The 23,857-nt window shown below is 49.3% G+C and carries 25 protein-coding genes; 12 read left to right on the forward strand and 13 right to left on the reverse strand.

Going from position 1 to position 23,857, the window contains the following annotated elements; translation table 11 throughout:
* Positions 1–130: 130 nt before the first annotated feature.
* A complete protein-coding gene (locus KNQ09_RS12485; RefSeq protein WP_214858712.1) occupies positions 131–1,498 on the forward strand; it encodes a PepSY-associated TM helix domain-containing protein in 1,368 nt (455 codons plus the stop codon).
* Positions 1,491–1,976: a FixH family protein gene (locus KNQ09_RS12490; protein ID WP_023466843.1), complete on the forward strand. Its 486-nt coding sequence runs from the start codon at positions 1,491–1,493 to the stop codon at positions 1,974–1,976. Before KNQ09_RS12485 ends, KNQ09_RS12490 begins: the two co-directional genes overlap by 8 nt.
* 66 nt (positions 1,977–2,042) lie before the next feature.
* On the opposite strand, the gene KNQ09_RS12495 is transcribed toward KNQ09_RS12490, so the two are convergent.
* Positions 2,043–3,062: an MSCRAMM family adhesin SdrC gene (locus KNQ09_RS12495; RefSeq protein WP_214858713.1), complete on the reverse strand. Its 1,020-nt coding sequence runs from the start codon at positions 3,060–3,062 to the stop codon at positions 2,043–2,045.
* A 245-nt stretch (positions 3,063–3,307) separates the two neighbouring features.
* Here KNQ09_RS12495 and KNQ09_RS12500 point away from each other — a divergent pair, with 245 nt between their 5' ends.
* The 3 genes from KNQ09_RS12500 (at position 3,308) to KNQ09_RS12510 (ending at position 6,252) form a co-directional block, all read left to right on the forward strand.
* Entirely contained in the window at positions 3,308–4,675 is a 1,368-nt protein-coding gene (locus KNQ09_RS12500; RefSeq protein WP_214858714.1) for a copper amine oxidase, read from the forward strand.
* Between the two features lie 63 nt (positions 4,676–4,738).
* The gene (locus KNQ09_RS12505) at positions 4,739–5,266 is read left to right on the forward strand and encodes a copper resistance CopC family protein (protein WP_064300536.1); all 528 of its coding nucleotides are present in this window, start codon (positions 4,739–4,741) and stop codon (positions 5,264–5,266) included.
* Positions 5,200–6,252 carry a copper resistance D family protein gene (locus KNQ09_RS12510; protein ID WP_214858715.1) on the forward strand — a complete coding sequence of 351 codons (1,053 nt, stop codon included), beginning with the start codon at positions 5,200–5,202 and terminating at the stop codon, positions 6,250–6,252. Before KNQ09_RS12505 ends, KNQ09_RS12510 begins: the two co-directional genes overlap by 67 nt.
* A gap of 51 nt (positions 6,253–6,303) precedes the next feature.
* On the opposite strand, the gene KNQ09_RS12515 is transcribed toward KNQ09_RS12510, so the two are convergent.
* The 4 genes from KNQ09_RS12515 to KNQ09_RS12530 form a co-directional block, all read right to left on the reverse strand.
* Positions 6,304–8,097: an acyltransferase family protein gene (locus tag KNQ09_RS12515; protein ID WP_214858716.1), complete on the reverse strand. Its 1,794-nt coding sequence runs from the start codon at positions 8,095–8,097 to the stop codon at positions 6,304–6,306.
* Positions 8,098–8,232: 135 nt separating this feature from the next.
* Complete coding sequence (locus KNQ09_RS12520; protein WP_214858717.1) at positions 8,233–9,582, reverse strand: sensor histidine kinase; 1,350 nt, start codon at positions 9,580–9,582, stop codon at positions 8,233–8,235.
* Positions 9,579–10,268 carry a response regulator transcription factor gene (locus KNQ09_RS12525; RefSeq protein ID WP_214858718.1) on the reverse strand — a complete coding sequence of 230 codons (690 nt, stop codon included), beginning with the start codon at positions 10,266–10,268 and terminating at the stop codon, positions 9,579–9,581. Before KNQ09_RS12525 ends, KNQ09_RS12520 begins: the two co-directional genes overlap by 4 nt.
* Positions 10,246–10,821, reverse strand: a complete 576-nt coding sequence (locus KNQ09_RS12530; RefSeq protein WP_214858719.1) for a class I SAM-dependent methyltransferase — start codon at positions 10,819–10,821, stop codon at positions 10,246–10,248. Before KNQ09_RS12530 ends, KNQ09_RS12525 begins: the two co-directional genes overlap by 23 nt.
* A 162-nt stretch (positions 10,822–10,983) precedes the next feature.
* Here KNQ09_RS12530 and KNQ09_RS12535 point away from each other — a divergent pair, with 162 nt between their 5' ends.
* From KNQ09_RS12535 to KNQ09_RS12545, 3 genes are read left to right on the forward strand one after another with little or no spacing between them, the layout of a single operon-like run.
* On the forward strand, positions 10,984–12,027 hold the full coding sequence (locus KNQ09_RS12535; protein WP_214858720.1) for a bifunctional transcriptional activator/DNA repair enzyme AdaA: 1,044 nt from the start codon (positions 10,984–10,986) through the stop codon (positions 12,025–12,027).
* Entirely contained in the window at positions 12,024–13,070 is a 1,047-nt protein-coding gene (locus tag KNQ09_RS12540) for a DNA alkylation repair protein (protein WP_214858721.1), read from the forward strand. Before KNQ09_RS12535 ends, KNQ09_RS12540 begins: the two co-directional genes overlap by 4 nt.
* Positions 13,071–13,412: a GNAT family N-acetyltransferase gene (locus KNQ09_RS12545; protein ID WP_214858722.1), complete on the forward strand. Its 342-nt coding sequence runs from the start codon at positions 13,071–13,073 to the stop codon at positions 13,410–13,412.
* Positions 13,413–13,448: 36 nt separating this feature from the next.
* Here KNQ09_RS12545 and KNQ09_RS12550 read toward each other — a convergent pair whose 3' ends face one another.
* Complete coding sequence (locus KNQ09_RS12550) at positions 13,449–14,027, reverse strand: AAA family ATPase (protein WP_214858723.1); 579 nt, start codon at positions 14,025–14,027, stop codon at positions 13,449–13,451.
* A 132-nt stretch (positions 14,028–14,159) separates the two neighbouring features.
* On the opposite strand from KNQ09_RS12550, the gene KNQ09_RS12555 reads away from it, so the two are divergent.
* Positions 14,160–14,687 carry an NUMOD4 domain-containing protein gene (locus KNQ09_RS12555; protein ID WP_214858724.1) on the forward strand — a complete coding sequence of 176 codons (528 nt, stop codon included), beginning with the start codon at positions 14,160–14,162 and terminating at the stop codon, positions 14,685–14,687.
* A gap of 48 nt (positions 14,688–14,735) precedes the next feature.
* Here KNQ09_RS12555 and KNQ09_RS12560 read toward each other — a convergent pair whose 3' ends face one another.
* On the reverse strand, positions 14,736–16,385 hold the full coding sequence (locus KNQ09_RS12560) for a methyl-accepting chemotaxis protein (RefSeq protein ID WP_214858725.1): 1,650 nt from the start codon (positions 16,383–16,385) through the stop codon (positions 14,736–14,738).
* 89 nt (positions 16,386–16,474) lie between these two features.
* Positions 16,475–16,651, reverse strand: coding sequence for a hypothetical protein (locus KNQ09_RS12565; protein ID WP_023466867.1), 177 nt, complete (start codon positions 16,649–16,651; stop codon positions 16,475–16,477).
* Between the two features lie 145 nt (positions 16,652–16,796).
* On the opposite strand from KNQ09_RS12565, the gene KNQ09_RS12570 reads away from it, so the two are divergent.
* Positions 16,797–17,888, forward strand: a complete 1,092-nt coding sequence (locus KNQ09_RS12570) for a GGDEF domain-containing protein (protein WP_035399134.1) — start codon at positions 16,797–16,799, stop codon at positions 17,886–17,888.
* A 47-nt stretch (positions 17,889–17,935) separates the two neighbouring features.
* Here the strand turns inward: KNQ09_RS12570 and KNQ09_RS12575 are convergent, their stop codons facing one another.
* From KNQ09_RS12575 to KNQ09_RS12595, 5 genes are all read right to left on the reverse strand, one after another.
* A complete protein-coding gene (locus KNQ09_RS12575; protein ID WP_214858726.1) occupies positions 17,936–18,343 on the reverse strand; it encodes an NUDIX hydrolase in 408 nt (135 codons plus the stop codon).
* Complete coding sequence (locus tag KNQ09_RS12580; RefSeq protein WP_214858727.1) at positions 18,340–18,990, reverse strand: Type 1 glutamine amidotransferase-like domain-containing protein; 651 nt, start codon at positions 18,988–18,990, stop codon at positions 18,340–18,342. The genes KNQ09_RS12575 and KNQ09_RS12580 overlap by 4 nt, the downstream gene beginning before the upstream one ends.
* Before the next feature lie 21 nt (positions 18,991–19,011).
* Positions 19,012–21,084, reverse strand: coding sequence for a methyl-accepting chemotaxis protein (locus KNQ09_RS12585; RefSeq protein WP_214858728.1), 2,073 nt, complete (start codon positions 21,082–21,084; stop codon positions 19,012–19,014).
* A 79-nt stretch (positions 21,085–21,163) separates the two neighbouring features.
* The gene (locus KNQ09_RS12590) at positions 21,164–22,195 is read right to left on the reverse strand and encodes an ABC transporter permease (RefSeq protein WP_214858729.1); all 1,032 of its coding nucleotides are present in this window, start codon (positions 22,193–22,195) and stop codon (positions 21,164–21,166) included.
* Positions 22,188–22,868 carry an ABC transporter ATP-binding protein gene (locus KNQ09_RS12595; RefSeq protein ID WP_214858730.1) on the reverse strand — a complete coding sequence of 227 codons (681 nt, stop codon included), beginning with the start codon at positions 22,866–22,868 and terminating at the stop codon, positions 22,188–22,190. Before KNQ09_RS12595 ends, KNQ09_RS12590 begins: the two co-directional genes overlap by 8 nt.
* 146 nt (positions 22,869–23,014) lie before the next feature.
* On the opposite strand from KNQ09_RS12595, the gene KNQ09_RS12600 reads away from it, so the two are divergent.
* Complete coding sequence (locus KNQ09_RS12600) at positions 23,015–23,455, forward strand: hypothetical protein (protein WP_214858731.1); 441 nt, start codon at positions 23,015–23,017, stop codon at positions 23,453–23,455.
* Positions 23,452–23,814: a hypothetical protein gene (locus KNQ09_RS12605; RefSeq protein ID WP_214858732.1), complete on the forward strand. Its 363-nt coding sequence runs from the start codon at positions 23,452–23,454 to the stop codon at positions 23,812–23,814. The genes KNQ09_RS12600 and KNQ09_RS12605 overlap by 4 nt, the downstream gene beginning before the upstream one ends.
* The last annotated feature ends 43 nt before the right edge of the window (positions 23,815–23,857 follow it).

The raw sequence follows: 23,857 nt of genomic DNA on the forward strand, positions 1-23,857 counted from the left end.
AAAAGCTACGTGATTTACACACCATATTGGCAATTTATCGTCACAAGCAAGTGGCTGAAATTGAATTGTAAACGCTTATACTAGGAGGTGTTCACAGAGTGGACATATTTATTGCCAGAGGAGGATACATATGAATCTCATGCAGACGGAAGAGACGGTCAAAAAAGCACCGACTTCTTCTGCTTACCGGACGATTTGGCGGTGGCACTTTTATGCTGGTATCATTTTTGCACCGTTCCTAGTCATGCTTGCTGTGACAGGATCCATTTATCTTTTTAAGCCACAAATCGAAAACGTCCTGTATCAATCGTATTATGAAGTTACACCACAAGCAGATCGCATCACTGCGACGGAACAGATTGATCGCGTCAAAGCGAAGTATCCCGATGCACTTGTCACGTCGTACCGACCGGGTGAATCCGACGATCGATCCAGTGAAGTGAAGGTTTCGTCACCAGATATGTCGGCGACAGTCTTCGTCAATCCGTATTCTGGTAAGATCATCGGAACATTATCTGACGATGACCGGATCATGAATAAAATCGAAGAGATCCACGGGGAACTGATGGCGGGAACGACTGGCGACCGAATCGTTGAACTCGTCGCCTGTTGGGCAATCGTCTTGATCGTGACGGGACTGTTCCTATGGTTCCCGCGTAAGCAAAAGGGACTGTCAGGTGTCTTGTTCCCGCGCCTTCGTCAAGGAAAGAAGTTATTCCGTCGTGATCTCCACGCTGTTCCAGCATTCTGGATCACAGCAGGGATGCTGTTCCTGATCTTGACTGGCTTACCGTGGTCCGGTTTCTGGGGAACGAACTTCCAGTCCCTTGTCACGAACCAAGGGCTTGGTTATCCACCGTCCATTTGGGGTGGGGAGGCACCGACGTCAACACTTCAAACGAAGGATATCGCGGAAGTCCCGTGGGCTGCCGAAACACTTGATGTCCCGCAATCGAAAGTCGAAGGTGCTGTTCCGGCTTCGATCGATGACATCGTTGCAATCGGCAAACAACAAGGGATGGATCCAAGCTTTAAGATCAGTATTCCAAGTGACCCGAGCGGTGTCTATACGCTGTCTGCGTATCCAGCGAAAGCACAGAATGAAGCGACGATCCATCTCGATCAATATTCCGGTGCCGTGCTCGCCGACTATCGTTATGACAACTATGGTATCGTCGGAAAGATCGTCGCGACCGGGATCACACTCCATAAGGGAACGGAATTCGGCTTGTTCAATCAGTTAATTAGTCTGTTGATTTGTCTCGGAATCATTCTCGTGGCAGTCAGTGGTTTCTATCTCTGGCTGAAGCGAAAACCAAGTAAAGGGATGGGGGCGCCGAAAGGACCGAAAGCATTCATGTTGAAAGGGTTCCTCGCTGTGCTTGTCGTGCTGGGAATCGTCTTCCCGCTCGTCGGTCTATCGTTGCTCGTCGTCTGGCTGGTCGATTTCCTCGTCATCCGTCGTATTCCGAGTGTAAGGAGGTTCTTCAATGCGTAAATCGATACAAACACTCATGCTCGGCGGACTGCTCGTCACGACGACGAGTCTTGCTGGCTGTGCGGTCGATTCCGATGCAGCAGAACAGTATGCCGTAGCTAAGCCGTTATCGATCAAAATGAATATCCCAAAGGACTTACAACCGGATGCGAAGAAAAAGCAGACGTTTGAAGCAACAGTCTGGCGTGAAGCCAAACCGGTTCAAAAAGTCGATTATGTACATTTCGAAATCTGGAAAGCGGATGGAACAGTACGCTATAGTATGGAACCGGCAGAGGAGACAAAGCCAGGTGTCTATACGATTGCGAAGGCACTACCGAAATCCGGCTTGTATTATGTCAAAGCGCATGCAAGCAGTGAAGGTGCGATGATCATGCCAACACGGCAGTTCATCGTCGGTGAGTTATCGAAAGAAGATTTAAAAATCTTACAAGGTGGAGCAAAACCAGCTGGCGGAAGTAGCGGTCACCATCATTGAAGAATAAGGAAATACAAAATGAGAGGGCGGAATACTATTCCGTCCTCTCATTTTTCGTATAGACGATTAATCGTCATCACCATGATCTCCGTGATCATCCCCGTCATCGTCTCCATGATCGTCTGAATCATCATCTTGATCATCATCTTCTGAGTCATCCGAAGAATCATCGTCATCCGAGTGCTCATCTTCTGATTCGAGTTCCTGTCCATTATAGAACTTGATCTGGACATGTAACGTTTTGATGTTTGGCAATTGAAGTGCCTGTGCGACTAACGTTAATAATTCTTCTTCCGTCATCGATGGCGTGACGAGAAGACGATCTTTTAACGTCGCAACGTCAGTAATACCGATCTCGTCTTTAAAGCGCAATTCTTTCCGTTGATGTTCATTACTGTAACGCCACTCGAACTTTTTCTTATTCGTATCCGTCACTTTGATCATGATCCGTTTGAGTTCTTGATTATTCTGAACCCCGTCGTGATCCGTATCTTCCTGATCATCTCGAGTCCCGTCATGATCGCTGTCTGCTTTGGTTGGATCAGAACCAAGTTCGAATTCGTCTTCATTCAGAAGCGTATCTTGATCGCGGTCCTCTTCGTTATCTTTGATGCCGTCACGATCTGAATCATTTTTCAGTGGCTGCGTACCCACGATGAATTCTTCTCGTGTCGTCAATCGATCCTTGTCTTGATCTTCTTTATCATCAGAAATACCATCTTGATCTGAATCCTTCTTCAACGGATTCAGGTGCGCTGTGTATTCTTGTTGATTCGTAAGTAAGTCGCGGTCCGCATCCTCTTTCCCATCCTTGATTCCATCGCGATCGGAATCCGATTTTGTAGGGTTGAGGCGAAGTTGATACTCTTGAGTATTCGTTAGACCGTCGCGATCGTGATCTTTTGTTGCGACTTGTTTTCCATATCCCAAATGATATTGTTTTTGCCAAGCATCTGGAATCCCATTTTTGTCTCGATCGACTTGCACGACAGGTTTCTTCTTCGCTTTACTTTTTGCTTCGACAGGTCCAACTGCTTGCGAGACGACGAGCGAAGCAAGTACTGCGCCAATGACAATCCGTTTCATAAGTCCACTCCTGTTCTATAAAAGATAAAAGATGAGGTTATAAGAAGATTCTAATGAAATGATTAGAAAATAAGTTGGCTGTTTCGCAAAATGAGTAAATAAAAACTAAAAAATAATGAAAGTGCTGCATAAGTTTATTTCGTTAGAAAAAATATTTTAAATAAAAAATGTAAAAAGATAAAACCATTCGTGAACTCCTTACGTTATCTATGTGAAGTCCAAAAAATCAAAGGGGTGTTCATAAGATGAAGATGAAAAAGTCGTATCTCGCTGTTCCGCTTAGTGCCGCATTGTTGATTCCAGCAGCAGGTGTTAGTGCACATGGTCATGAGGACCATAGTAAGATGTCTCACAGTTCAGGAAAAGTCTCCCTCGATGTCTCATCTCCAGCATCGGATTTACGAGCGACACTCGATCAAATTCTATCTGAACACGCGTATCTCGCAGTCGTTGCGATGCAAAAAGGAATTGATGGTAAAGAAGATTTTGAGCAAGCGGCAGGTGCCTTGAATCAAAACACGGATGATTTATCGGCAGCTGTCGGTTCTGTCTATGGGGAAGAAGCAGGCGCTGCCTTCAAAGAAATCTGGGCGAGCCATATCGGTTACTTCGTCGATTACGTCAAAGCAACTGGTGCCAAGGACGAAGACGCGAAACAAAAAGCATTGAAAGAGCTTGATGAGTATCGTGTCGAACAGGCTGCATTCCTCGATAAAGCAACGGAAGGACGTCTGAAGGCAGCGGATCTTGAAGCAGGACTAAAAGTCCATATCACGCAACTGTTAACATCGTTTGATAGCTATGTGGCAGGCGACTATGATGCTGCCTACAGTAATCTACGTAAAGCAATCGAGCATATGTATATGGTCGGCGAAGGATTATCTGGTGCGATCGTCGATCAGTACCCGGATAAATTCAAAAATACGAAAGTTGATACACCAGCAGCTGATCTTCGGGCTGGACTGAACAGAAACTTCTCTGAACACGCGGCGCTTGCAGTGCTCGCGATGCAAAAAGGAATTGACGGAGCAAAAGACTTTGACGCTGCAGCTGGTGCCTTGAATCAAAATACGGATGACCTGACAGCTTCGATTGGCTCTGTTTATGGTAGTGAAGCAGCGCAACAATTCAAAAAGATTTGGTCGAGCCATATCGGCTACTTCGTTGATTATGTCAAAGCAACAGGTGCGAAAGATGATCAAGCACGCGACATGGCCGTGAAGGAACTTGATGAGTACCGTGTCGAGCAAGCAGCATTCCTCGATGCCGCAACAGAAGGTCGCTTGAAAGCGAAAGATTTGGAAGAAGGATTGAAGGTCCACGTTGACCAACTCTTACTCGCCTTCAATAGCTACAATGAAAAAGATTACGACAAAACGTACCCAGCGATTCGCGAAGCGTATGCGCATATGTACGGCGTAGGGGAAGGAACAGCGACAGCAATCGTCGATCAGTTCCCAGATAAATTCAAAGGTGCGCCTGGAATGCCGAACACAGGTCTCGGTGGTATGCAAGAAGAAGCATCGACGACAGGTATCGTCTGGTCATTGCTTGGTATCGCAGCAGCATCGATCCTTGGATTCTTCGCACTCCGTCGTCGCCCGCAACAATAAAGGACGACCCGCTGGCAACAGCGGGTTTTCTTTTACACATCAAGCAGAAAGGAGGTAAACGACATGCGCATCATCCGATTTGTACTCCTATTCCTCGTTTGTCTGTTGCCCATATCGGTCGAAGCACATACGAGTTTAAAAAGCTCGAATCCGGCAGAGGGATCGGCATTATCTGAACCCGTCGATCGAATCCGCTTGACGTTCAGTGAGGCTGTTGAAAAAACAAGCACCTTACGTGTAGTAGACGCGAATGGCGTCGAACAGTCTCTCGCAAAACCGCTCATCATCGGAAATGAACTGAGTGCTGTCGTCTCAGAGCCTTTAACGGAAGGAAAATACACGATCAAGTGGGCATCGATTTCAGATGATGGTCATCCCGTTAAAGGAACGATTCGTTTTACGGTACTAGGTGAGGCAAAAGCTGAAACAAGCACCGTAGAAAAGGCTGAGCCGATGGAAACAAAAGCAGCAGTCGTTCCTGAAGCGGAGCCAGTTTCAAAAGGACTCGTTCCGACACTGCTCCCATGGATCGTCGGGGGACTGTTAATCAGTATCGTCATCCTTCTTTTGTTACGTCGTCGCACGACATGAGTGCGTTTCTAGGAGAACTACTCGTCTACATGGGTGGAGCGCTTTGGATGGGCTATTTGGTATTATGCTTCATCCCAAGGAAACGGAAACCGCCATTAATGGACGGTACGTCGTGGGCGGTAGCGGGACTCGGGATGCTCGTTCTTGGAACGAGCATCCCGGTCTTTGGTGCCGTTCGTTTTCTACTTTCGACGCAAACGATGACAGAGGCTCTACGAACGGGGTTACTGGAGTTGCATATCGGTCGGATGTTTCTTGTCGTTTACTTCTCTGCTTTACTCCTATTGATTGTATTCGCATGGCAAAAGCGGCGGTCCATCCTGCTCGCACTCTTGACGATCCCGTTATGGATTGGTATCGCAGGAACGAGTCACGCGGCGGCCAAATACGGTGCGCTCGGGTGGACGCTTCAATTTAGTCACTTCTTATGTGTGACAGCTTGGATCGGTGTCGTGTTTTGGATAGCCATCGGTGCCCGCTCGACCGCTCATTGGTCCGCCTTTTTAAGTTGGTTCAGTCCGTTTGCCCGGATCGCCTTTACGGGTGTCATCCTGTCGGGTCTGTTACTGATGCAACTGGCGATTCCACTTGAACGTTATACGAATCTCTGGGGTGTGCCATACGGTCAAGCGTTGTTGCTGAAGCACCTCCTGCTGCTACCACTTTTGTTCTACGCATTCTGTAATGGAACGCTCGTAAGGCGTCGGTTGCGTTTTGACTCAACGTACGATCCGCGTCCACTACTCCGGATGGAGAGTATCATTTTAGTATTGCTGTTCATGGCGAGCGCTTCACTCAGTCGTCTAGAACAACCGACGCTAGGGCAACTACCGGTCAGTGGTCCATCAGGGGACGGGTGGGTCTTGATGATTGGCATCGCCACGCTACCATTGCTTTTACTCGGATATCGTCGGCATGCAGTGGGTGTCTTGCTGAGTTTATTCAGCGTCAGTTTGATCTATCTTGGGCTGCTAGCGACAGGGTGAGTACAAAAAAACAAGGTAGCGGATCGTTCCGCTACCTTGTTTGACGTAGTCTTATTTCGTTGAAACAGCACAATTCGTCGCTTTCGCAAGAATCTTCGAATAGGCACGTGCTCCCTTGATATTCAAATGGACACCATCTGCTTCGAAGTAAGATGGATGTTTGATGGCAACGGCATGCCAGTCGATCAGTTCGACACGCTTCCGCTTCGATGCCTCCCGTAACATCTGATTGACTTCTGTTTCCCACGGACGCGGGACGCGTGCAGTGACCAGATAGACGTGATCGGCATTTGCGAATTGATCGAGCAAACTATTCAATTGATCCTTACGGAAGCTACCGTTCGTTCCGAGGTGGAGAATGACTTGGCGTCCGTGCTGATTGTACGCCGCATACTGCTCACTCAGCGGAATCGCTTCTCGCAGCTGACGACCGAGTTTTGCATCAATTGTCAGTTGCTTGAGTGTACTGCCGAGATAGTCTTCAACACCGAGTAACACCGAGTCTCCGATCGCAAGCGTCGGTCGACAGATTTTTCGCTGATCGGGTGCTGCTTTCGGTGTCGTCGGTTTGAGGACCGGCTTCGGTTTTTCTTTCGGTGCCGCTATCTTCTCGAAAGCAGGTTCTGGCTTCGGCGTATCGGAGACAGCAAGAATCGATAAGTTACCGATGAAGCTGACGATGAGAATCGTCAACACGGCAACACTCGTCCATTGCACCGTTGAAAACTGACGTAACTGTCGCGGATGTAAAGATAGACGTTTTAGGTAACCGGACAGTCCATGCTGACGAATCGGACGTTCGATGAAGCGATATGATGCTTCAGTCAAGGCGACAAGCACGACGACGATCAAGACGGTCCGGAGCAGCGAGAACGTTCCGATCTGCTCGACTGGTGTCATCAGCGTGATGACGGGAAAATGCCACAGATACAGACCGTACGATCGTTTACCGATCGCAACAAGTGCTGGATGCGCAAACCAGCGACTCCAGATTGACGCCGGGTGAGCAATTGTAGCAATCAATAGTGCAGCAAGGACGGCGACAAGGAAAAAGCCACCTCGGTATAAGAAACTGCCGAACTCACTTGTGACGATCATCAATATAAGCAAGAGTGGCAAAGTAACGGCACCTGTTTGATTCAGTAACCGGACACCACGTTTTGGGATATCGAGCTTAAAGCGGGTCGGTTGCCACGCGAAAGCGAGTAGACTCCCAATCAATAGGGCGAATAACCGAGTATCCGTGCCATAGTAGACACGACTTGGATCTTCACCAGGTGTGAACTGAATCGCCATCGCAAGCACGGATGCACCGATCGCAACGCCCATCAATTGCAGGAACAGTCGGCGATTTTTCATTCCGAACCAAAGTAAGATCGGGAATAGCAGGTAGAACTGCTCCTCGATTGCGAGCGACCAAAGGTTTTGGATCGGTGACGGTTTACCGAACGACTCGAAATACGAGACGTCATGGAAGATATACCACCAGTTCGTCCCGTAAATGAGCGCAAAGGCACTATCTTGGCGAACCGTATGCAACAGTTCGCGTTCAAAGATGGTCACGTACCCGAGAACGAGTAACAGCATGACGAATAGGGCTGGGAACAGGCGACGGAAGCGATGAATCCAAAACCGTTTCAAATCGAGGCGTCCGGTCGTCTGCCACTCGCGTAACAAGAGACCGGTAATCAGATAACCGGATAGGACGAAAAAGAGATCAACACCGAGGAAACCACCGGAGAAGAATGAAATAGACAGATGGTAGAGAATGACAGATAGGACGGCGAAGGCACGTAAGCCATCAAGCCCTGGCATATATGTAATCGAACGAGACGAGGATTTCATAAGACACGAACAACTCCTTTAAAACGACAACTAATTTCTAACAGTCTTTAGTGTATCGAATTCCATTTTCAAAGAAGTGTCTAAGAAGTAACAACCTGACCAAAAAAGCACCCGATGCGCACATCGGATGCAGGCTTATGAAACATGTGGAAAACGACAGGTCACGATGAAGCGGTTGTCTTGTGAAGTCAATGCTACACTACCCGCATGACGTGCCATGATTTGCTGAACGATTGACAGACCGATGCCAGAGCCACCAGACGAGCGGGAAGCATCGGACGTCCCGAACGGCGTCAGCCATTCGTTTAGTTCCTCTAGCGTATAAGTCGATTCAATCGCATTCGAGCAGATCAGCTGGACGCCTTCTGTTTCTTCTTTGATTGTAATTTGAAGATCTCCCGTCCCGTGAAGTGTTGCATTGCGAATCAAATTCTCAAGCAAGCGCCGTAAGAGCATCGGATCGGCGAAGAGAGTCGCGTGTGCAGGACCATTGACAGTAGAAGAAGTGCCAGGAAACAGTTCCAGGACTTGTTCCGTTAAGGTCACGAGATCGAGTGAGATCCGTTCGACTGGATAATCGGTGTTCGATAATTTAGCGAGCGTGAACAGTTCATCGATCCTGGCAGCGAGCGTTTCCGACTGGCGGGTGACGATCGCTAGAAGTTCCGCGCGTTCTGTCGCGGATAACGTCTCATGTTTTTCCGTCAGCCACTGGATGAAACCTTGGATTGAGGTCAAGGGTGTCCGTAAGTCATGCGATAGACTGGTGATCAAGCGCAACTGCTCGACGAACCGCTCCTGGTCGCGTACGCGTAAGGTGCGGAGTTCCTGTTCGATTCGTTCGATCGATTGGGCGAACAGTTTAAATTCCTTCGGTCCTTTGACGGGAGGTAACGGTTCCGTTGGCGCTGGTTCGACCGTCAATCGTTCAAGCCGTCGTTCGAGTTGGCGGAACAAACCAGCAATCCAACGTGTTAAAAGCAGTAGAAAGACGATGAACAAGACGACTTGTAAGATGAAGAAGGCGTTCGAATTCCCGACTTGATATTCATTGAGTGTTGGTTTATCGGACTGAACAGTTAAAAAATAGCCAGGCTCACTAGTTCCAAGATTGATTGCTTCGATATGGTGCAATGTCCTAACCTTTCCTGTGTCTGATGGCTCCCGCTCCGTTGGTGTTTGCTCAGCAAGCAGTCGACTCGGTGTTAAGTTTTCCGGATACTTGTCGGAAGCGTTGATTCGACGACCATTCGCATCGTATACTGCCCACTCATAAGGACCGGTCGGTATTTGTCCATTTTGATAACGTGTAATGTCCTCTTTAACAGCGATCACAGTGTCTTCTTCCGTCGTGTAGTAGTAACGGGGAACCGTTTTTCCACCAAGCGGCAATTGACTCGCCAGTAACCAGGCAAGTGCCGTACTCAAAAATGCAGCGAGCAGTAGCAAAACAAGCATCCAGACCGTCAATTTGATCCGTCTCATGGTTCGACCTTATAACCGACGCCCCAGACCGTCTGGAGGTAGCGTGGTTCTTTCGGAACGTCCTCAATCTTGTCGCGGAGCTTATGGATCAGGACCATGACAGCGTTCGACGCGGAACCGAGTGCTTCTTCCTGCCAGACCCGTTCATATAGATCGTCAGCTGAAAAGACACGACGCGGGTGGTTTAAGAAGAGTGCGAGGCAATCAAATTCACGGCGGGTCAGGGCGAGCGGCACATCGTATTTAAAGATGACGCGTTCGTCTTCTTTGAGTGTGAACGGACCGACCTGAACGGCTGAAGCTGTAATTGGGACGTGATATTGACTGACGCGGCGGAGTAACGCCTTGACGCGCGCGACGACTTCAAGCGGATTAAACGGTTTGCCGATATAATCGTCCGCTCCGAAAGTCAGCCCTTGAATTTTATCCATGTCTTCGCGTTTCGCTGTTAGCATCAAGACCGGCAACGTGTGACCGGCAGCGCGCGCCGCCTGAACGGTCGAAAAGCCATCGCGAACGGGCATCATCACGTCGAGTAACATCGCATCAACTGGACGCGTTGCAAGAGTCGCTAACGCTTCCTCACCATTTTCGGCTTCGATGATCTCGTACCCTTCATTGGTTAAATAGAGTCGAAGCAATTGACGGATGTCTGCTTCATCATCAACGATCAAGAGCGTGGGCATGTGTAGATTCCTCCTGTTGCACCCCCTCGAAAACATAAGCGGGGGGCAGATTGTAGAGCGTGTGCGAATAACTGTGTTCTTGGAAATAGTCCCGGAACATCTTGAACTGAAACCGGGTGTATTGAAAGGCGATGAAGTGACCGCCTGATCGTAGTAACGTTTGAAATTGTGCCAATAAATTATGCCGTAACGCTGCCGGGAACGACGCGAACGGGAGACCACTGACGATGACGTCGATCTGTCCGCTCCATGAATCGGATAATCCTTGAACGTCACCAATCAAGAGAGTGACATTCGTTTCCTGAGCCAGTAATTGTTCGAGTGCCGGGCGGAACGTTTCGCTCCGTTCACAAATCAAGAGATGTGTTTCCGGTGAACGAGCGGCCAGTAAAGCTTTGGTGATCGCTCCGTCACCCGCTCCGACTTCAAGAATCTGACGCGGACGATCGGCGACGGCGCGTCGTGCCATCATCTCAGCCAGACGTGGACTGCTCGGTGCGACGGCTCCGACACGGAGTGGTGCGTGAAGTGCTTCTTTTAAGAAATCAAACATGAAAACCCTACTTTCCGTTGAGTATATCATGTAGTATGCACATCGTCCCTTTCGAAAACAGGACGATGTTTCTTAAGTGAATCTTAAACATATCAATGCCTGATTTTCGGCGACATGATGACCGGACAAGTCGGTATACTAAGGACAAAGGAGGGGAAGGCGATGGAACATCACACGTATTATGAAGCGCTCGTTCGCCGGGACGCGACGTACGAAGGAACGTTTTTTGTTGGTGTCAAGACGACCGGCATCTTTTGCCGTCCGACGTGTCCGGCACGAAAACCGAAAGCAGAGAACTGTGAGTTTTTTGAGACGGCGCAAGAGGCATTACTTGCCTCTTATCGACCGTGCCGTCGTTGTCATCCGCTTGCTTATCCCGGAGATCATGGTACGATTCAACGCTTGATCGAAGCGGTCGAGGCAGAACCAGACAAACGATTCAAGGAAGCCGATTTTCGAGCACTTGGTCTCGATGAATCAACGGCACGCCGCCAGTTCAAGAAACGCTTCGGAATGACGTTCGTCGCGTATGCCCGGGCACGACGGATGGGGCTTGCGATGAAGGAGATCCGGACCGGTAAGCCGATCATCGAAGGACAGTTAGCTGGAGGTTATGAATCGAGTAGTGGTTTTCGTGAGGCGTCAGCACGGATTCTCGGGCAGGCACCATCGCGCTTTGACGGGCAGGTCTTACGCGCGAAATGGCTTGATACACCACTCGGTTCGATGCTGGCGATTGCCGACGATCAACTCTTACATCTGCTCGAGTTCGTCGACCGACGTGGACTGGAGCGGGAAATCGAACAATTGCGTTTAAAAGCGCGCGCTGTCATCGTTCCCGGGGAATCACCGGTCTTTGGACAGATCGAAGCGGAGCTCCGTCGTTACTTCAAAGGAGAGCCGGTATCGTTTCAGACGCCACTGATGCGGTACGGAACACCATTTCAACGCCGCGTCTGGGAAGAACTCGAGCGGATTCCGAGTGGGGAGACGATTTCGTACCAAGAGCTGGCGATCCGGATCGGTCAACCGACTGCTGTTCGTGCCGTCGCACGAGCGAATGGAGCAAACCAACTGGCAATCGTCATTCCGTGCCATCGGGTCATTCGGACGAATGGAGATTTAGGTGGATACGCGGGTGGACTCGCACGCAAGGAAACATTGCTCAAACTGGAGCGCACACAGAGAGGACTGGATGAAGGATGAGTTTGATTAAAGATGTATTTTCACCGAGTTGGCTCGACCGCTTAGGAGCAGCGGTCAACGTACCGGATTTTCGAAGACAAGTCGAGCAGGGAGACTGGGAAGAACTCGCGTTTAAACAACGCGTCCGTCGTGTGGCGGAGACGCTAGAGACGATCTTGCCACCGTTTCCGGATGCAGCGGGGGAGCTAGAGCGACTCGCACCGCAGTTTACCGGGCTACCGGGAATTGTTTTTCCAGAGTATGTCGAACGAACGGCAGACCTTTCTGATTGGTCGCTTGCGTTAGCGACACTTGCCAAGTTGACGCCGCATTCGACGTCGGAGTTCGCCGTTCGTCGCTTTTTACTTGTTGATCAGGAACGTTATCTTAAGCAGGCACTCAAATGGACAACATCAGACGATGAACACGTCCGGCGCTTAGCGTCCGAAGGGACACGACCACGTCTACCGTGGGGACAAGCGATTCCACGTCTGATTGCTGACCCGCGTCCAGCATTACCGATTCTTGACGCCTTACTACAAGATCCGTCCCTCTACGTCCGAAAAAGCGTCGCCAATCATTTGAATGATATTTCAAAGACACATCCGGAATACTTGATCGAGCGAATCGAACGTCACTTAGGAACAGATCCGAACACGGACTGGATTTTACGCCATGCTTCGCGGACGTTACTGAAGCGCGGAAACCCTGACGTGTTGCAGTTGTTCGGACACGTTACGCAAGGTGAGGTCGCGGTGACGGACTTGGTCGTCTCACCGGTGACGATTGGTCAGGAGTTACAATTTTCGTTTCAAGTGCACAGTTCCGTTGAGCAACGTCTACGTCTTGAATATGCGATCGATTACGTCAAACAACGTGGAACGAGTCGGAAGGTGTTTCAACTGCGGGAGCGGGAAGTCAAAGGTGTCTTACAAGTCGAACGACGCCAATCGTTTCGGAACATGACGACGCGTGTCCATTATCCCGGGACACATACATTGACGATTTTGATCAACGGAGAGGCTTACGTGACAGCAACGTTCGAGGTCGAGGAGGAGAGCTGAATGAAAGGACGACATCCGGATTTTACGACGTCACGCCTGTTTGTCGAAGCAACGGATGAAGAATCGGGTTGTAAGTGGACGCTACATGCGTTACGTGAGAAAACGATCGTCGGGACGATTACCTTCACATGGAATGGATCGATCGGAAACTTACGTTACACGATGACTGATGAGGGTGATCAGCAAGGATATATCACAGAAGCGTTGACGTCGATTTTGTCTTATCTCGCACGGACGTTATTACTGACGCGTATTTACGGCGAAGCGGGCAGTGCGGCGGTCTGGCGTCGGAACGGATTTCAGTTGCAAGCGAATCGATATGCACGCGAACTCCATCACTAAAGCCCCGCCTGCTTGAGCAGGACGGGGCTTTAGTGATTAGACCGTTGTTTTGGACCAGTTGAAATGATCGCAAATCGTTTCAGCACTTTCACGTGCACTTAACTGTTCCGTATCGAGGAAGAGATAGTTGACGTCCGGCAATTCGCCTGGCAGCGAACGTGTCCGATATCCGTCTGCCGTCTCACGTAAGTCCTGTTCAGAAGCAGCGAGATCGCGCTTCGTTACTTTATGCGTCAATCGGTTTTCCGTTGTGTTCCGATGCAGGCGTGTTGCGACCGGCGCATCCAGTTCCACGATATAGACGTCAGCACCTGCTTGTTCGAATAATTCGACCGTCTCTTCGATGAACTCGAGACCACCGCCTTCGACGCCGAATAGACAGAGAAATGTAAACAGGACACCTTCAAGCGAACTGTTCGCCATTTCCTTGAACATTTCGCGGCGGATCGTATCCTTTAGACGATGGTGTGCGGGTTCTGAGAAATCAAAATAAGGCAATAACAGGTCGATCGTCTGGTGGTTATGGAAGACTTTCATCTTCGTCAACCGTTCGATTTCCTGACCGATCGTCATCTTTCCGACCGCTTGCGGACCAAGTAACAAGACAAATTTCATGGACGAACCTCATTTCCTTTTTCTGCTAATAATAGCACATTCCGACGAGTGACATCACTAGAACGTTTGTTCGTAATTTGATATAATTCAGGTATGAAGTCCCGTCGTGTCCTTGTCTGAAGGAGGACAATCATGCAAGAACAATGGAAAGCCGTCATCGGCTATGTAGGTATATATGAAGTCTCATCACTTGGTCGCGTAAGGTCGCTTGACCGGACGATCGTGACGTGTCGCGGTGTCCAGCAACGCCGAAAAGGTGTCTTGCTCCGTCCACGGCTCAATCGGGAAGGATACCGCAAAGTCACGCTCTATCAAAGTGGTCGAGGAGAGCGGATGCAGGTCGGATTGCTTGTCGCACAAGCCTTTCTGACGACAGACGTCACGGAAGCGCAACTCGTCCGGCGCAATGGTAAACGGGCTGACGATCAGTTGTCGAACTTAGAAATTCTGCCTTCAATCGATCAGCAGTATAACGAACTACTTGGTGAGTTTGATCTCTTGTTAAATCAACATGTGACGCTATCACCGTTTCAGATTCGAACGATTCGCGTGCAGTACGAAAAAGGGAAAACAATTCGTCAATTGGCAGAGCAGTATCAGGTGACGGAGAACCGGATTCGCAACATCATCGATAAGAAGGAAGCACGTTATATCGGCTGAGCCCAGAATAAAGGAGCGTTTACCAGAGATGGTAGGCGCTCCTTTGATTTAAGACGATTGTTCGCCGGCACGAACGGTCTGTTGCAACGAACTGATGCGCGACTCGAGTACCGCACTATGTGTCTTCAGTTCCGTCTGCTGGGTGACGTGGTGTTGCATCTGTTCTCCAAGCACCTGGCTGTAGGACGAGAGCTCCGACATCAACTGTTGAACAGACTGTAGATGTTCCTGCATGTTCGACTGAACATCTGCGACGATCTGGCGTTGGTGTTCCACGGTACCCAGTGTCGTCTCGATCGTCGTCGCTTCGGTCAGCATCTGTTTTAAATGCTCCGTTGCCGTCTCGAGCTGTTGCGACGTCGAAAGAAAACGTTCCGTCATTTGCGAGAGTGCTTGTTCGACTTGATCGAGCCCCGCCGTCCACATCTGATTGACCTGCCGAATATGGTCCGTACTCGTCCTAATATCGATCGCTAGTTTTTCGACCTCCTTAGCGACGACCGTGAAGCCGCGACCAGCTTCTCCGGCACGGGTTGCCTCAATCAGCGCGTTCAGCGACAAACGGCGTGTCTCTTCAGCAACGCGCTGGATGTGCGAAATCGAGGTATCCATCTGCTGCTGTAGATGTGAGGTCTGTTGCAAAATCTGCTCTGTCGTCGCGGATTGTTCCTTCAGTAAGTGGCTTTCCTCTTGTAAGGTTTCGAGGGTCGCATGATTCGTCTGGACGGTCTGTTGAAAACGGGTTACGGCATGTTGACTGTTCAGAAGTGTCGTTTGCATCTCGCTTAACGCATCGTGTCCTTGGGCAGTCAAACGTGTTGAAGCGACGATCGTCTGATCCATCTGCGTCGATTGCGCAAGTAAAGAACCGGCGACTTCATCGACGGCTTGGACCGATTGATCCATCGCGGATAAGCGCGAAGAAAAGTGAGGCTGGACGGATTCAAGTTCCTGACTGGCTTGTTGCATCTCCGTCGTTAAGTCATTAATTTGTTGCATCAACTGATTGTATTGAAACGTCAGCTGTTGTAACTCAAAGGTCGTCGTCTTGAGCGTTAATGGACGATACGATCGCTTCGCATGCGCTTCTTCAATCTGTAAGGCGAGTTTCGATAACGGTGCCAGTTGGCGTTGAATCCGCCAGCGGATCAAGAGGCTGATGCTGACAAGTGTGACTACGCTCACCCAGACGAGTGTCCAAGCTAAATCTCGAGCAGGAGCGATTAATTTATCACGGTCGGTCGTCAGTAAGATGACGTCATCGAGTTCTGGAATCGTCATTGCGACTAGAAACTGGTCTTGATTCGAAAAGGCATATGTACGCGCATTTTTTAAGTGCTGTAGTAATTGTTTTCGTTTGGTTGGTTCGAGTGTCAGCGGTCGGAACGCCTCACTCGTGTTCAGGCTTTGGAAGCGAACCGTGTAGTCGTCACGTGATAAGTCGGTTCGCTGTTGCTGTTGCAATCGTTTAATGGCACGCGAGCGGTCTGCTGCGTCATCCGGGTACGCCAGAAACGTTGCCCGGACATTCGCGTCGAACATCGTTAATTCACGCATCAGCCGTTCCTCGGTTGCTGCGACGGATTGTTGATAGGAAGCGTAGACGCTTAGACCGCTGATCACGATCAGTCCGATGGCGACGATCGGAATCAACCATCCATTTAATTGTTGTGCCAGTAATCGTTTTTTCATAAGCATAAAAAACATCTCCTCCCGTGTACCTATCGGAAGGAGATGAAGCAACATGTATGAAGGTGTTGTACGGCTTGTGTAAAGGTCTTGTGAATCTAATTCACGTAAATTGGTAGGACAGTCGCAAGATGTGTCATAAGTGCTTGTGTCTCTTCTTTTGGTTCAGATGTGACGTAAATGATCAACGCAGCAGCAACGATGACGAAGATGGCGATGACAAGAATGATGAAGAACGGCATCTTACTTTTTCGTTTTTCAGCCTGACGATCCATGAAAGATTCCCCCTTAATGATGTAGACGATAGACATATTTGTTTGATTCCCTCTCCTCTTGTTTGAAAACCTTGGAAAAAGAGGGGAATGTGTAATGTGGAGGGAATAGAGTAACTATCTGAAATGGAATGAGGAGGATGTCGTCGTGCTTACGTTGCTCAATTCATTATTGTTGAACTTCTCACTGTTGATTGCGACATTGCTGTTTGCGTTTTTACCACTACGACGGATTGAGAGAATCTCACCCAACTCCTCCTTACAAGTCCGACTGGCGATTGGTTGTATCGCCGGTGTGATTGGCGCCCTGTTGATTTTCAACAGTATCTCCTATGACGTTGCAAAGATTGATTTGCGTCTCGTTGCGCTCGTTACAGCGTACTTTTACGGCGGGTTAGTCAGCGGTAGCATCACGATGCTGTTCATCATCGGGGCCCGATTTGCGGTGACACCAGCTGGCGAATACCAAGGACTGATTCTGACGACCTTGATCTGTGTCGCGTTACTCGTGACAGCGACGATTTATCGTCGGTTTGCTGCTCAGCGAATGAAGGATTATCTCGTGTTGCTTGGAACAGGTATCGCATACAGCTTACCGGCGCTCTATTTATTGACGAACACGTTCGAGCGGTTTTTAGAGATTGCGCTCGTCTACATCATCGTCATCATGATTGGTGGTTACGTCACCTATCGTTTCTTACAAGAACTAAGGAAGCACTTTTTATTCGTGCATACGCAACAGGAACTGGCTTTAACCGATGGGCTGACGCAACTGGGAAACCGCCGGAAGCTAGATGAGACGTTAGCCGAGTACGCTCAGAACGGAACGGTCTTTTCCGTCCTCATTCTTGATCTCGATCATTTTAAATCGATCAACGATACATACGGTCATGAAGGGGGCGACGTCGTCTTACGGCAACTCAGTCATCTCTTGCAATCGTATTGTCCGGAACAAGGAGTCGTCGGTCGGTACGGTGGTGAGGAGTTTGTCTTACTGTTGCCGGACGTACCACTCCGACAAGCGGAACGACTGGGGGAGCGGATTCGTTCTGCCTGCGCCGATCAACACTTCGTTTATAAGGAGCATCCCGTCTTTCATGTCACGTTATCGCTAGGTGCTGCTTCATCTGATCAGGCATCAACCGTATTTGAGACCGTCCAGAAAGCGGACTTAGCATTGTATGAAGCCAAACAAACCGGACGAAATCGCGTCGTCTGTTACCGAGATCCCTTACTGTAAATAAAAACTGCCCCGTTCGACCAAATGGTCAGGCGGGGCAGTTGTGTTTAGCGATGCAGTAACGAAAATACATCATGGCGTTCAAAATCAGCGAGAATATTCGGTGCAATCAACTGACGGATCGTTTCTTCGTCCGCCCAGAGATAGGAGTCGTGTTCTTCTGATAACTGAACGTCCGTTTGATGCGTCGAACAGACGTACATCAAGAGAACGATTTGCCGATCGGGATGCGTCAGGAAGCTCGAGGCATAGAGTAGATGCTCTGGCATCACTGTCAATTGTGTCTCTTCTTCAATCTCGCGAACAAGACTGTCGACTGGCAATTCACCGAAGTCAATCTTGCCACCCGGACATTCCCACGTGCCGCCACCGAAGTCAGCAGCAGCCCGGCGGACGATCAGGAGACGTTGCTCGTGAATGATGATGCCTTTGACGGCAGGAACGATTGCTGTCATTTGACGTAACTCCGCGACAATATGACGGGATCGATTCCTTCTGTTTCGACGAGGTACTGATCGCGTAGATAGATCCCACTCTCGTCAGCGAGTCCGAAGGCACGGTCTGTGCTTTCTTCCATAAAGGATTGTGTGAGATGAGCAGCTTCGCCCCACGTCTCGTAATGGACACAAATGACTGCGTCTTTCAGTAAGGCAAGACCAGGCAAGCGAAGACGTTGATTGTCGCGTTGGTCGATCTCTGGAATCACACACCTTTCAGGCGAAACGAGGGCACCGGCTGAAAAGCCGGCGACCGGAACACCATCTGCGAAACGCGACTGAATGATGTCACCAATCGGTGTAGCGACCAAGTATTGCTGATACAATTCGGTCTCGCCACCGGAGATGATGATGCCCTGACACTGCTTCAGTTGCGCAAGTTGTTCGTCCGTTGGTGCGTCAGACAGTGGCAGATGGACGAACGACGAGATGCCATCTTCCTGTAACGGCTTCGTATAAATCGAGGCGTAACTCGTCCAATCCTTACCGGTCCGCGGAACGTATAGAATCGCAACCGGTCCACCATTCGTTAATGCGGCGAATCGTGTTCGTAAGTGCGGTGTAAAAGGAGGACCGCCTCCAAAGAGGAATAAGTGAGTCGGCATGAGGCATGTCTCCTTTCAAGTTTAATCCAGTGTATAGCGGTTGATTGTCTCGTGCAACTCACGTGAGAGCGTATAAATCTCTTCCGTTAGCGTATGCACGACATCCATTCGTTCACTGAAGGTAAGCGATTGGTCGGATGCCTGTTGGTTGTCTTGCGCGCTGGCAACGATCCCAGCACGTAATTGTTCGGCTTGCGCGACGAGTTGCGAAGCGGTCGATAAGACGCCTCGGTTCGTTTCCGAAAGGGCCGACATATCAACGGTGACACCTTTGGACTGGGTGACGATTGAATCAAACGATTGCGTTGCTTCCGTGACACGAACGACACCGTCCTGAACAGCGACGGTTCCGCGTGCCATCGCGTCTTCGAGTTGTTTTGTCTCGCGTTGGATCGAATCGATCGTCTCTTGGACACGTCCCATCGATTGTTTTGACTGATTGGCAAGGTTCTGAATCTCACGCGCGACGACGACGAATCCTTTGCCTTGTTCCCCGGCACGTGCCGCTTCGATCGAAGCATTCAACGAGAGGAGGTTCGTTTCGTTAGCGATCGATTCGATGATGCTGATGATTTCTAAGATATTTTGAGAAGCGGTTTGAACGCGGCGTGATTTATCGGCTGCTTCGTCAATCGCGTTTTGAATCGATTGCATCTGTTCTGTGACCGCATGTAAATCCGAACGTCCAGTCGTCGCAAGACTTTCCGAACGGCTGGCGCTATCGACGACGAGAGCCGATGTCTGCGCGGTCTGCTCGATTGTTGCCGTCAAGGATTGTAAGGACGCTGTATGTCCATCGAACGCGCCGGACTGTTGCTGAGCGGTCGCGGCGATGCCGGTCATCGCATGTGCCATCTCTTTCGTTCCGTGTCCTGTTTCTTCGGCTTCAACGACGAGTTCTACGAGAGAGTCATCAATCGTCCGTGACATCGTATCGACTCGTTTCACGAGATCAATCAAAGATAGGCGCATCGTCTCGAATAAACGGGAGAGCTGTCCAATCTCATCACGTGACGTCGCAACGACGGGCTGTGATAAATCGTGTTCGGCAATCGCACCCGCACTGTGCAGTAACGCGCGGATTGGTCGGACGAGCGTGCGTGTAAAGAGGATGGCAGCAAGTGCAACGAGAGCAATTAACGCCACTAACGCAATCAATAGCTTTTGGACGAAATCAGACAAGGAAGCAAAGACTTCTTCCGTATGGACTTCTGTGATCAGTCCCCAGTTAAGACCAGCGATTTTTAGGGGTGTGAATGACGTCACGACTTCATGACCATCTGTGTCCGTTGTTTCTGTCGTTTTCGTCTGACCGGCAATGACTTGTTTGACCGGCGTCGATTGGATACGTTTTTCGCCGACTTCGGTCTGTTTTGTCGCTCGGAAATCAGAGCGTAAGCGTTGATCGGCACCAACGAGATAGGATTCACCAGTTTTACCGAGTCCTGCTGTTGATTTCATGATTTGATTGATTCGGTCTCCAGCGAGTTGAAGCGCAAGCACTCCACGTGGTTGCTTCGTCTTTGGATCAACATAGGGGATCGCAAAGAAGGCAGCGGGAGCTTGTGATGGTTCGTAATACGCATAATCGGCGATGACGCCTTTTTGTTGTGTTAAGGCGTTTTGAAAGGCTTTTCCGAGCCCGGACGATTTGAGATCACCCGTGACGACATTCTGACCGAGGTCCGGTTCCTTGAATGCGGTGTAGACGACATTTCCGTCTGGATCAATGAAGAAAACGTCATAGAAGCCGAACTGTTCGATGTACTGATTGAAATACGTATCGAATTTCTTCGCTTCTTGTTGGTAGGCGTCGTTCGCAAGTCCACCGTCTGCAAACTGTTTCGTCAAGGGGGCGAATGCTTGCTGAACTTGTTCGTTCTCAGCTAACGCTTCGAGATTCAAGAACTTCTCATCGATATGTTGCGTGACCGTTGCTTTTTTAGCATCACGAATCGCCTCAAGCTTTGAATAGGCTTCGTCCGTTAAGGCACCTTTTGTTTCGACATACAAGAACGAGCCGATCAAGACGATCGGTACAATTGCAAGACCGAGAAAAGCGAGTAACATTTTCGGATACAGACCCCACTTCATCCGCATACACTCCGTTCTTATTGGATTTCTTTTAGTGTACGAAAGGAAACAAGGGGAAAGTACTACATTACCATATATTTTAAATGACTTTATTTTCCTTAGGCGCTTTAGAACTCGAGTCAATGAGCCGATAGAAACGTTGCTGTCTGAACCACTGGGTATGTTGTTTTACTTCCTGATAAAGAACGAACAGGACGAAGGCGAAAACGAGACCGCGTCCAATCCATGGTAAGACGAGAAGACCGTAGTTCATCGCAGCAAACAGCTGGAGTAAGAAACGACGTTTACTCGGATCCCGCAGATACGTGATCAGCGGGAGTTGCTGGTGCGTCTGCTTGAATAATCGCAGATGAAGGAACGGACGCTTTCGGTGAGACGGCTTCGGTAAGGCACCATTCAATTCAAGGACGGTCGCCGATAAACTCGACTGTCGTTTCGTTGACAACAGGATATCCTCCGTTAATCCGTCCTCACGCTGTGACCAGTGCCGGACATGAAGGGATCCGAACAGCAACACACACAGTGCGACGACGAAGAGGACAGGGTGTGGTTGAAGCCAAAGCAGGAGCAACAGAGTGATGCGTCCGGTTGCCAGGGCGAGATGACCGCTCCATTTCCGCAAGAACCGTTGCCCAGATAACCGGTATGTCCAAAAGCTAAAGAACGGCTGGAGCAAAGAGAGCACGAGACTAATCAGCAGTACTGTGATACTAGATTGGTCAAACCGGATGCGATGTAATGGAAAACAGAGTAAATGTAAGCCGGCCGTTAATAAGAAAATCCGCGCGAAATGATACCGAACGGAATACCACTTCATTCGAACGATCGCTCCAGGAACCGGTTTGAAGAAGAGGCGATCTGCTGGTTCGAACCAAGCGTAAAAAGCGGGCAAGAATCCATACAAGATCCATCCGAGTAAAATCCAAGCGACCGGAACCGTTTGAACCCAGTCCGCTTGACCGTTTAAGATCTGAACCGTCTCATAGATGATGAACAGACCGACTGGAATGACGAGATACAGCAAAATCGTCCAATCGAAAATTTCTCGAAAGAAGCGACGCTGTTCCGCATGCCGTCGACGGATCCGTTGCTTCAAAAAGGTTTCAATCATGCTCGAGTACCATCGCTTCCATGATGTCGAATAAGCGGGCGCCTGGCTGACCAGAGGCTTCACCGATTTGAGCGAGTGTTCCTTGATGTTTGATGCGCCCCTGATCAATCCAGACGAAGTCGTCACACAGACGTTCCGCGGAATCAAGGACATGAGTGACGAGCAGAATCGCCACGCCACGCGTTCGTTCTGCTTCGAGTAAATGTAACAACCGAATCGTCGCGACCGCGTCGAGACCAACGAACGGTTCATCGATGATCAGGCAGTCTGCGCGTTGCATCAAGGCACAGACGAGCATCACCTTCTGTTTCATTCCTTTAGAGAAAGAAGAGACATAGTCACCTGTGACGGCATGCAGTTCAAACGTCTTTAAGAGTCGTTCCGTATAGGCATGATCCGTCTCGTGGAGTGAGACGACCAGCTCAAGGTGCTCGGCGAGCGTCAAATATTCGTAATAGGTCGGCTGTTCCGGAATATAGGCGAGTGAGACCGGTAAATCGATCTCTCCTTCGACCCACGGTAGCGTACCGAACATCGCTTGAATCGTCGTACTTTTTCCTGCACCGTTTGTACCGATCAAACCGGTGATGGATCCAGGGTGTAAGGTAAACGCAATCTCTTGTAGGACAGGTTGACCGACGTCATAACCGGCTTGCTGAATGGATACATGCATAGTAAACATCTCCTTTCACTCCATTTACTGATAGAAGAAGAAAAATGTTTCACAGCAACAGAAATCAGCAGAACCATAGTAAAAAATGTAACAGGTTAAAAATAACAAATGGGCTATAATGGAAATATCAATTTTAGAGGATGATCATGATGCAAACAGTTGAACACATTTATTTTCGGGAGTCCGGTATGGGAAGAGGACAGACGTTTTGGTGGGACCGTGCAAGTCGGACGGTTCGTGCGGAAGATGAGGAAAGACGATTATCCGGATGGTGGTTTCAAGAACTAAATTTACCAGAGGAATTGAATCCGTTACTGATAGAACTGACAGAAGAGGACATCTACTTAATCGACATGTGGTCGGATCGGTTCGATGCAGAAGTTTGGCGAAACTATCCGTATCCTGAAGGCGTTATGATTTGTGACGGCACGGATTGGGAAATTCATGTGATGACAGAAAATGGTACAGAGAAACTTTCAGGATCAAATATCTATCCACCTGGATGGTGGATGATTCGGGAACTCTTATACGGTTACTACGATGCCGGGAGTAACCGAGAAGATGAAGAAGGGGAGGGTGAACAATGAAACGAGCACTATTGTATCTGATTCCGTTTGCGTGGCTAGGACCTTATCTCGATTGGAAAGAGGGTTCGATACTAGGATATGCTTTATTTTTATTTGGACTTGGTGTTCTGTCGTATTCACTTGCACGGAGCGGAAAACCGAAATACATCGTCATCGGCAACATGGTTTCGTTTGCGATTTCGTACGGGATCGCACTCAGTGTAGGAGAAGGATACGGCGAAGGATACTTCAAGCCATTGACAGCTAGTCAACTGGTTCTTGGAGTCAGCGTCTTGAATCTGGTCGTACAAATACCAATTGTGATGAATGCGATTCAAAACAAAGCGATGAAAAAGGAGTTAGGTGAAGAAGGCAGATAGTATGTAGTCACTCTAAATAGAAAAAAACGCTACGCGGGGAGTG

Source organism: Exiguobacterium sp. s191, assembly GCF_018618955.1.
GTDB lineage: Bacteria > Bacillota > Bacilli > Exiguobacteriales > Exiguobacteriaceae > Exiguobacterium_A > Exiguobacterium_A abrahamii.

Excerpts from the sequence above, each read along its gene's own strand:
- KNQ09_RS12485 (WP_214858712.1), top strand. The coding sequence starts at position 131 with ATGAATCTCATGCAGACGGAAGAGACGGTCAAAAAAGCACCGACTTCT.
- KNQ09_RS12490 (WP_023466843.1), top strand. The coding sequence starts at position 1,491 with ATGCGTAAATCGATACAAACACTCATGCTCGGCGGACTGCTCGTCACG.
- KNQ09_RS12495 (WP_214858713.1), bottom strand. The coding sequence starts at position 3,062 with ATGAAACGGATTGTCATTGGCGCAGTACTTGCTTCGCTCGTCGTCTCG.
- KNQ09_RS12500 (WP_214858714.1), top strand. The coding sequence starts at position 3,308 with ATGAAGATGAAAAAGTCGTATCTCGCTGTTCCGCTTAGTGCCGCATTG.
- KNQ09_RS12505 (WP_064300536.1), top strand. The coding sequence starts at position 4,739 with ATGCGCATCATCCGATTTGTACTCCTATTCCTCGTTTGTCTGTTGCCC.
- KNQ09_RS12510 (WP_214858715.1), top strand. The coding sequence starts at position 5,200 with ATGGATCGTCGGGGGACTGTTAATCAGTATCGTCATCCTTCTTTTGTT.
- KNQ09_RS12515 (WP_214858716.1), bottom strand. The coding sequence starts at position 8,097 with ATGAAATCCTCGTCTCGTTCGATTACATATATGCCAGGGCTTGATGGC.
- KNQ09_RS12520 (WP_214858717.1), bottom strand. The coding sequence starts at position 9,582 with ATGAGACGGATCAAATTGACGGTCTGGATGCTTGTTTTGCTACTGCTC.
- KNQ09_RS12525 (WP_214858718.1), bottom strand. The coding sequence starts at position 10,268 with ATGCCCACGCTCTTGATCGTTGATGATGAAGCAGACATCCGTCAATTG.
- KNQ09_RS12530 (WP_214858719.1), bottom strand. The coding sequence starts at position 10,821 with ATGTTTGATTTCTTAAAAGAAGCACTTCACGCACCACTCCGTGTCGGA.
- KNQ09_RS12535 (WP_214858720.1), top strand. The coding sequence starts at position 10,984 with ATGGAACATCACACGTATTATGAAGCGCTCGTTCGCCGGGACGCGACG.
- KNQ09_RS12540 (WP_214858721.1), top strand. The coding sequence starts at position 12,024 with ATGAGTTTGATTAAAGATGTATTTTCACCGAGTTGGCTCGACCGCTTA.
- KNQ09_RS12545 (WP_214858722.1), top strand. The coding sequence starts at position 13,071 with ATGAAAGGACGACATCCGGATTTTACGACGTCACGCCTGTTTGTCGAA.
- KNQ09_RS12550 (WP_214858723.1), bottom strand. The coding sequence starts at position 14,027 with ATGAAATTTGTCTTGTTACTTGGTCCGCAAGCGGTCGGAAAGATGACG.
- KNQ09_RS12555 (WP_214858724.1), top strand. The coding sequence starts at position 14,160 with ATGCAAGAACAATGGAAAGCCGTCATCGGCTATGTAGGTATATATGAA.
- KNQ09_RS12560 (WP_214858725.1), bottom strand. The coding sequence starts at position 16,385 with ATGCTTATGAAAAAACGATTACTGGCACAACAATTAAATGGATGGTTG.
- KNQ09_RS12565 (WP_023466867.1), bottom strand. The coding sequence starts at position 16,651 with ATGGATCGTCAGGCTGAAAAACGAAAAAGTAAGATGCCGTTCTTCATC.
- KNQ09_RS12575 (WP_214858726.1), bottom strand. The coding sequence starts at position 18,343 with ATGACAGCAATCGTTCCTGCCGTCAAAGGCATCATCATTCACGAGCAA.
- KNQ09_RS12580 (WP_214858727.1), bottom strand. The coding sequence starts at position 18,990 with ATGCCGACTCACTTATTCCTCTTTGGAGGCGGTCCTCCTTTTACACCG.
- KNQ09_RS12585 (WP_214858728.1), bottom strand. The coding sequence starts at position 21,084 with ATGAAGTGGGGTCTGTATCCGAAAATGTTACTCGCTTTTCTCGGTCTT.
- KNQ09_RS12590 (WP_214858729.1), bottom strand. The coding sequence starts at position 22,195 with ATGATTGAAACCTTTTTGAAGCAACGGATCCGTCGACGGCATGCGGAA.
- KNQ09_RS12595 (WP_214858730.1), bottom strand. The coding sequence starts at position 22,868 with ATGCATGTATCCATTCAGCAAGCCGGTTATGACGTCGGTCAACCTGTC.
- KNQ09_RS12600 (WP_214858731.1), top strand. The coding sequence starts at position 23,015 with ATGATGCAAACAGTTGAACACATTTATTTTCGGGAGTCCGGTATGGGA.
- KNQ09_RS12605 (WP_214858732.1), top strand. The coding sequence starts at position 23,452 with ATGAAACGAGCACTATTGTATCTGATTCCGTTTGCGTGGCTAGGACCT.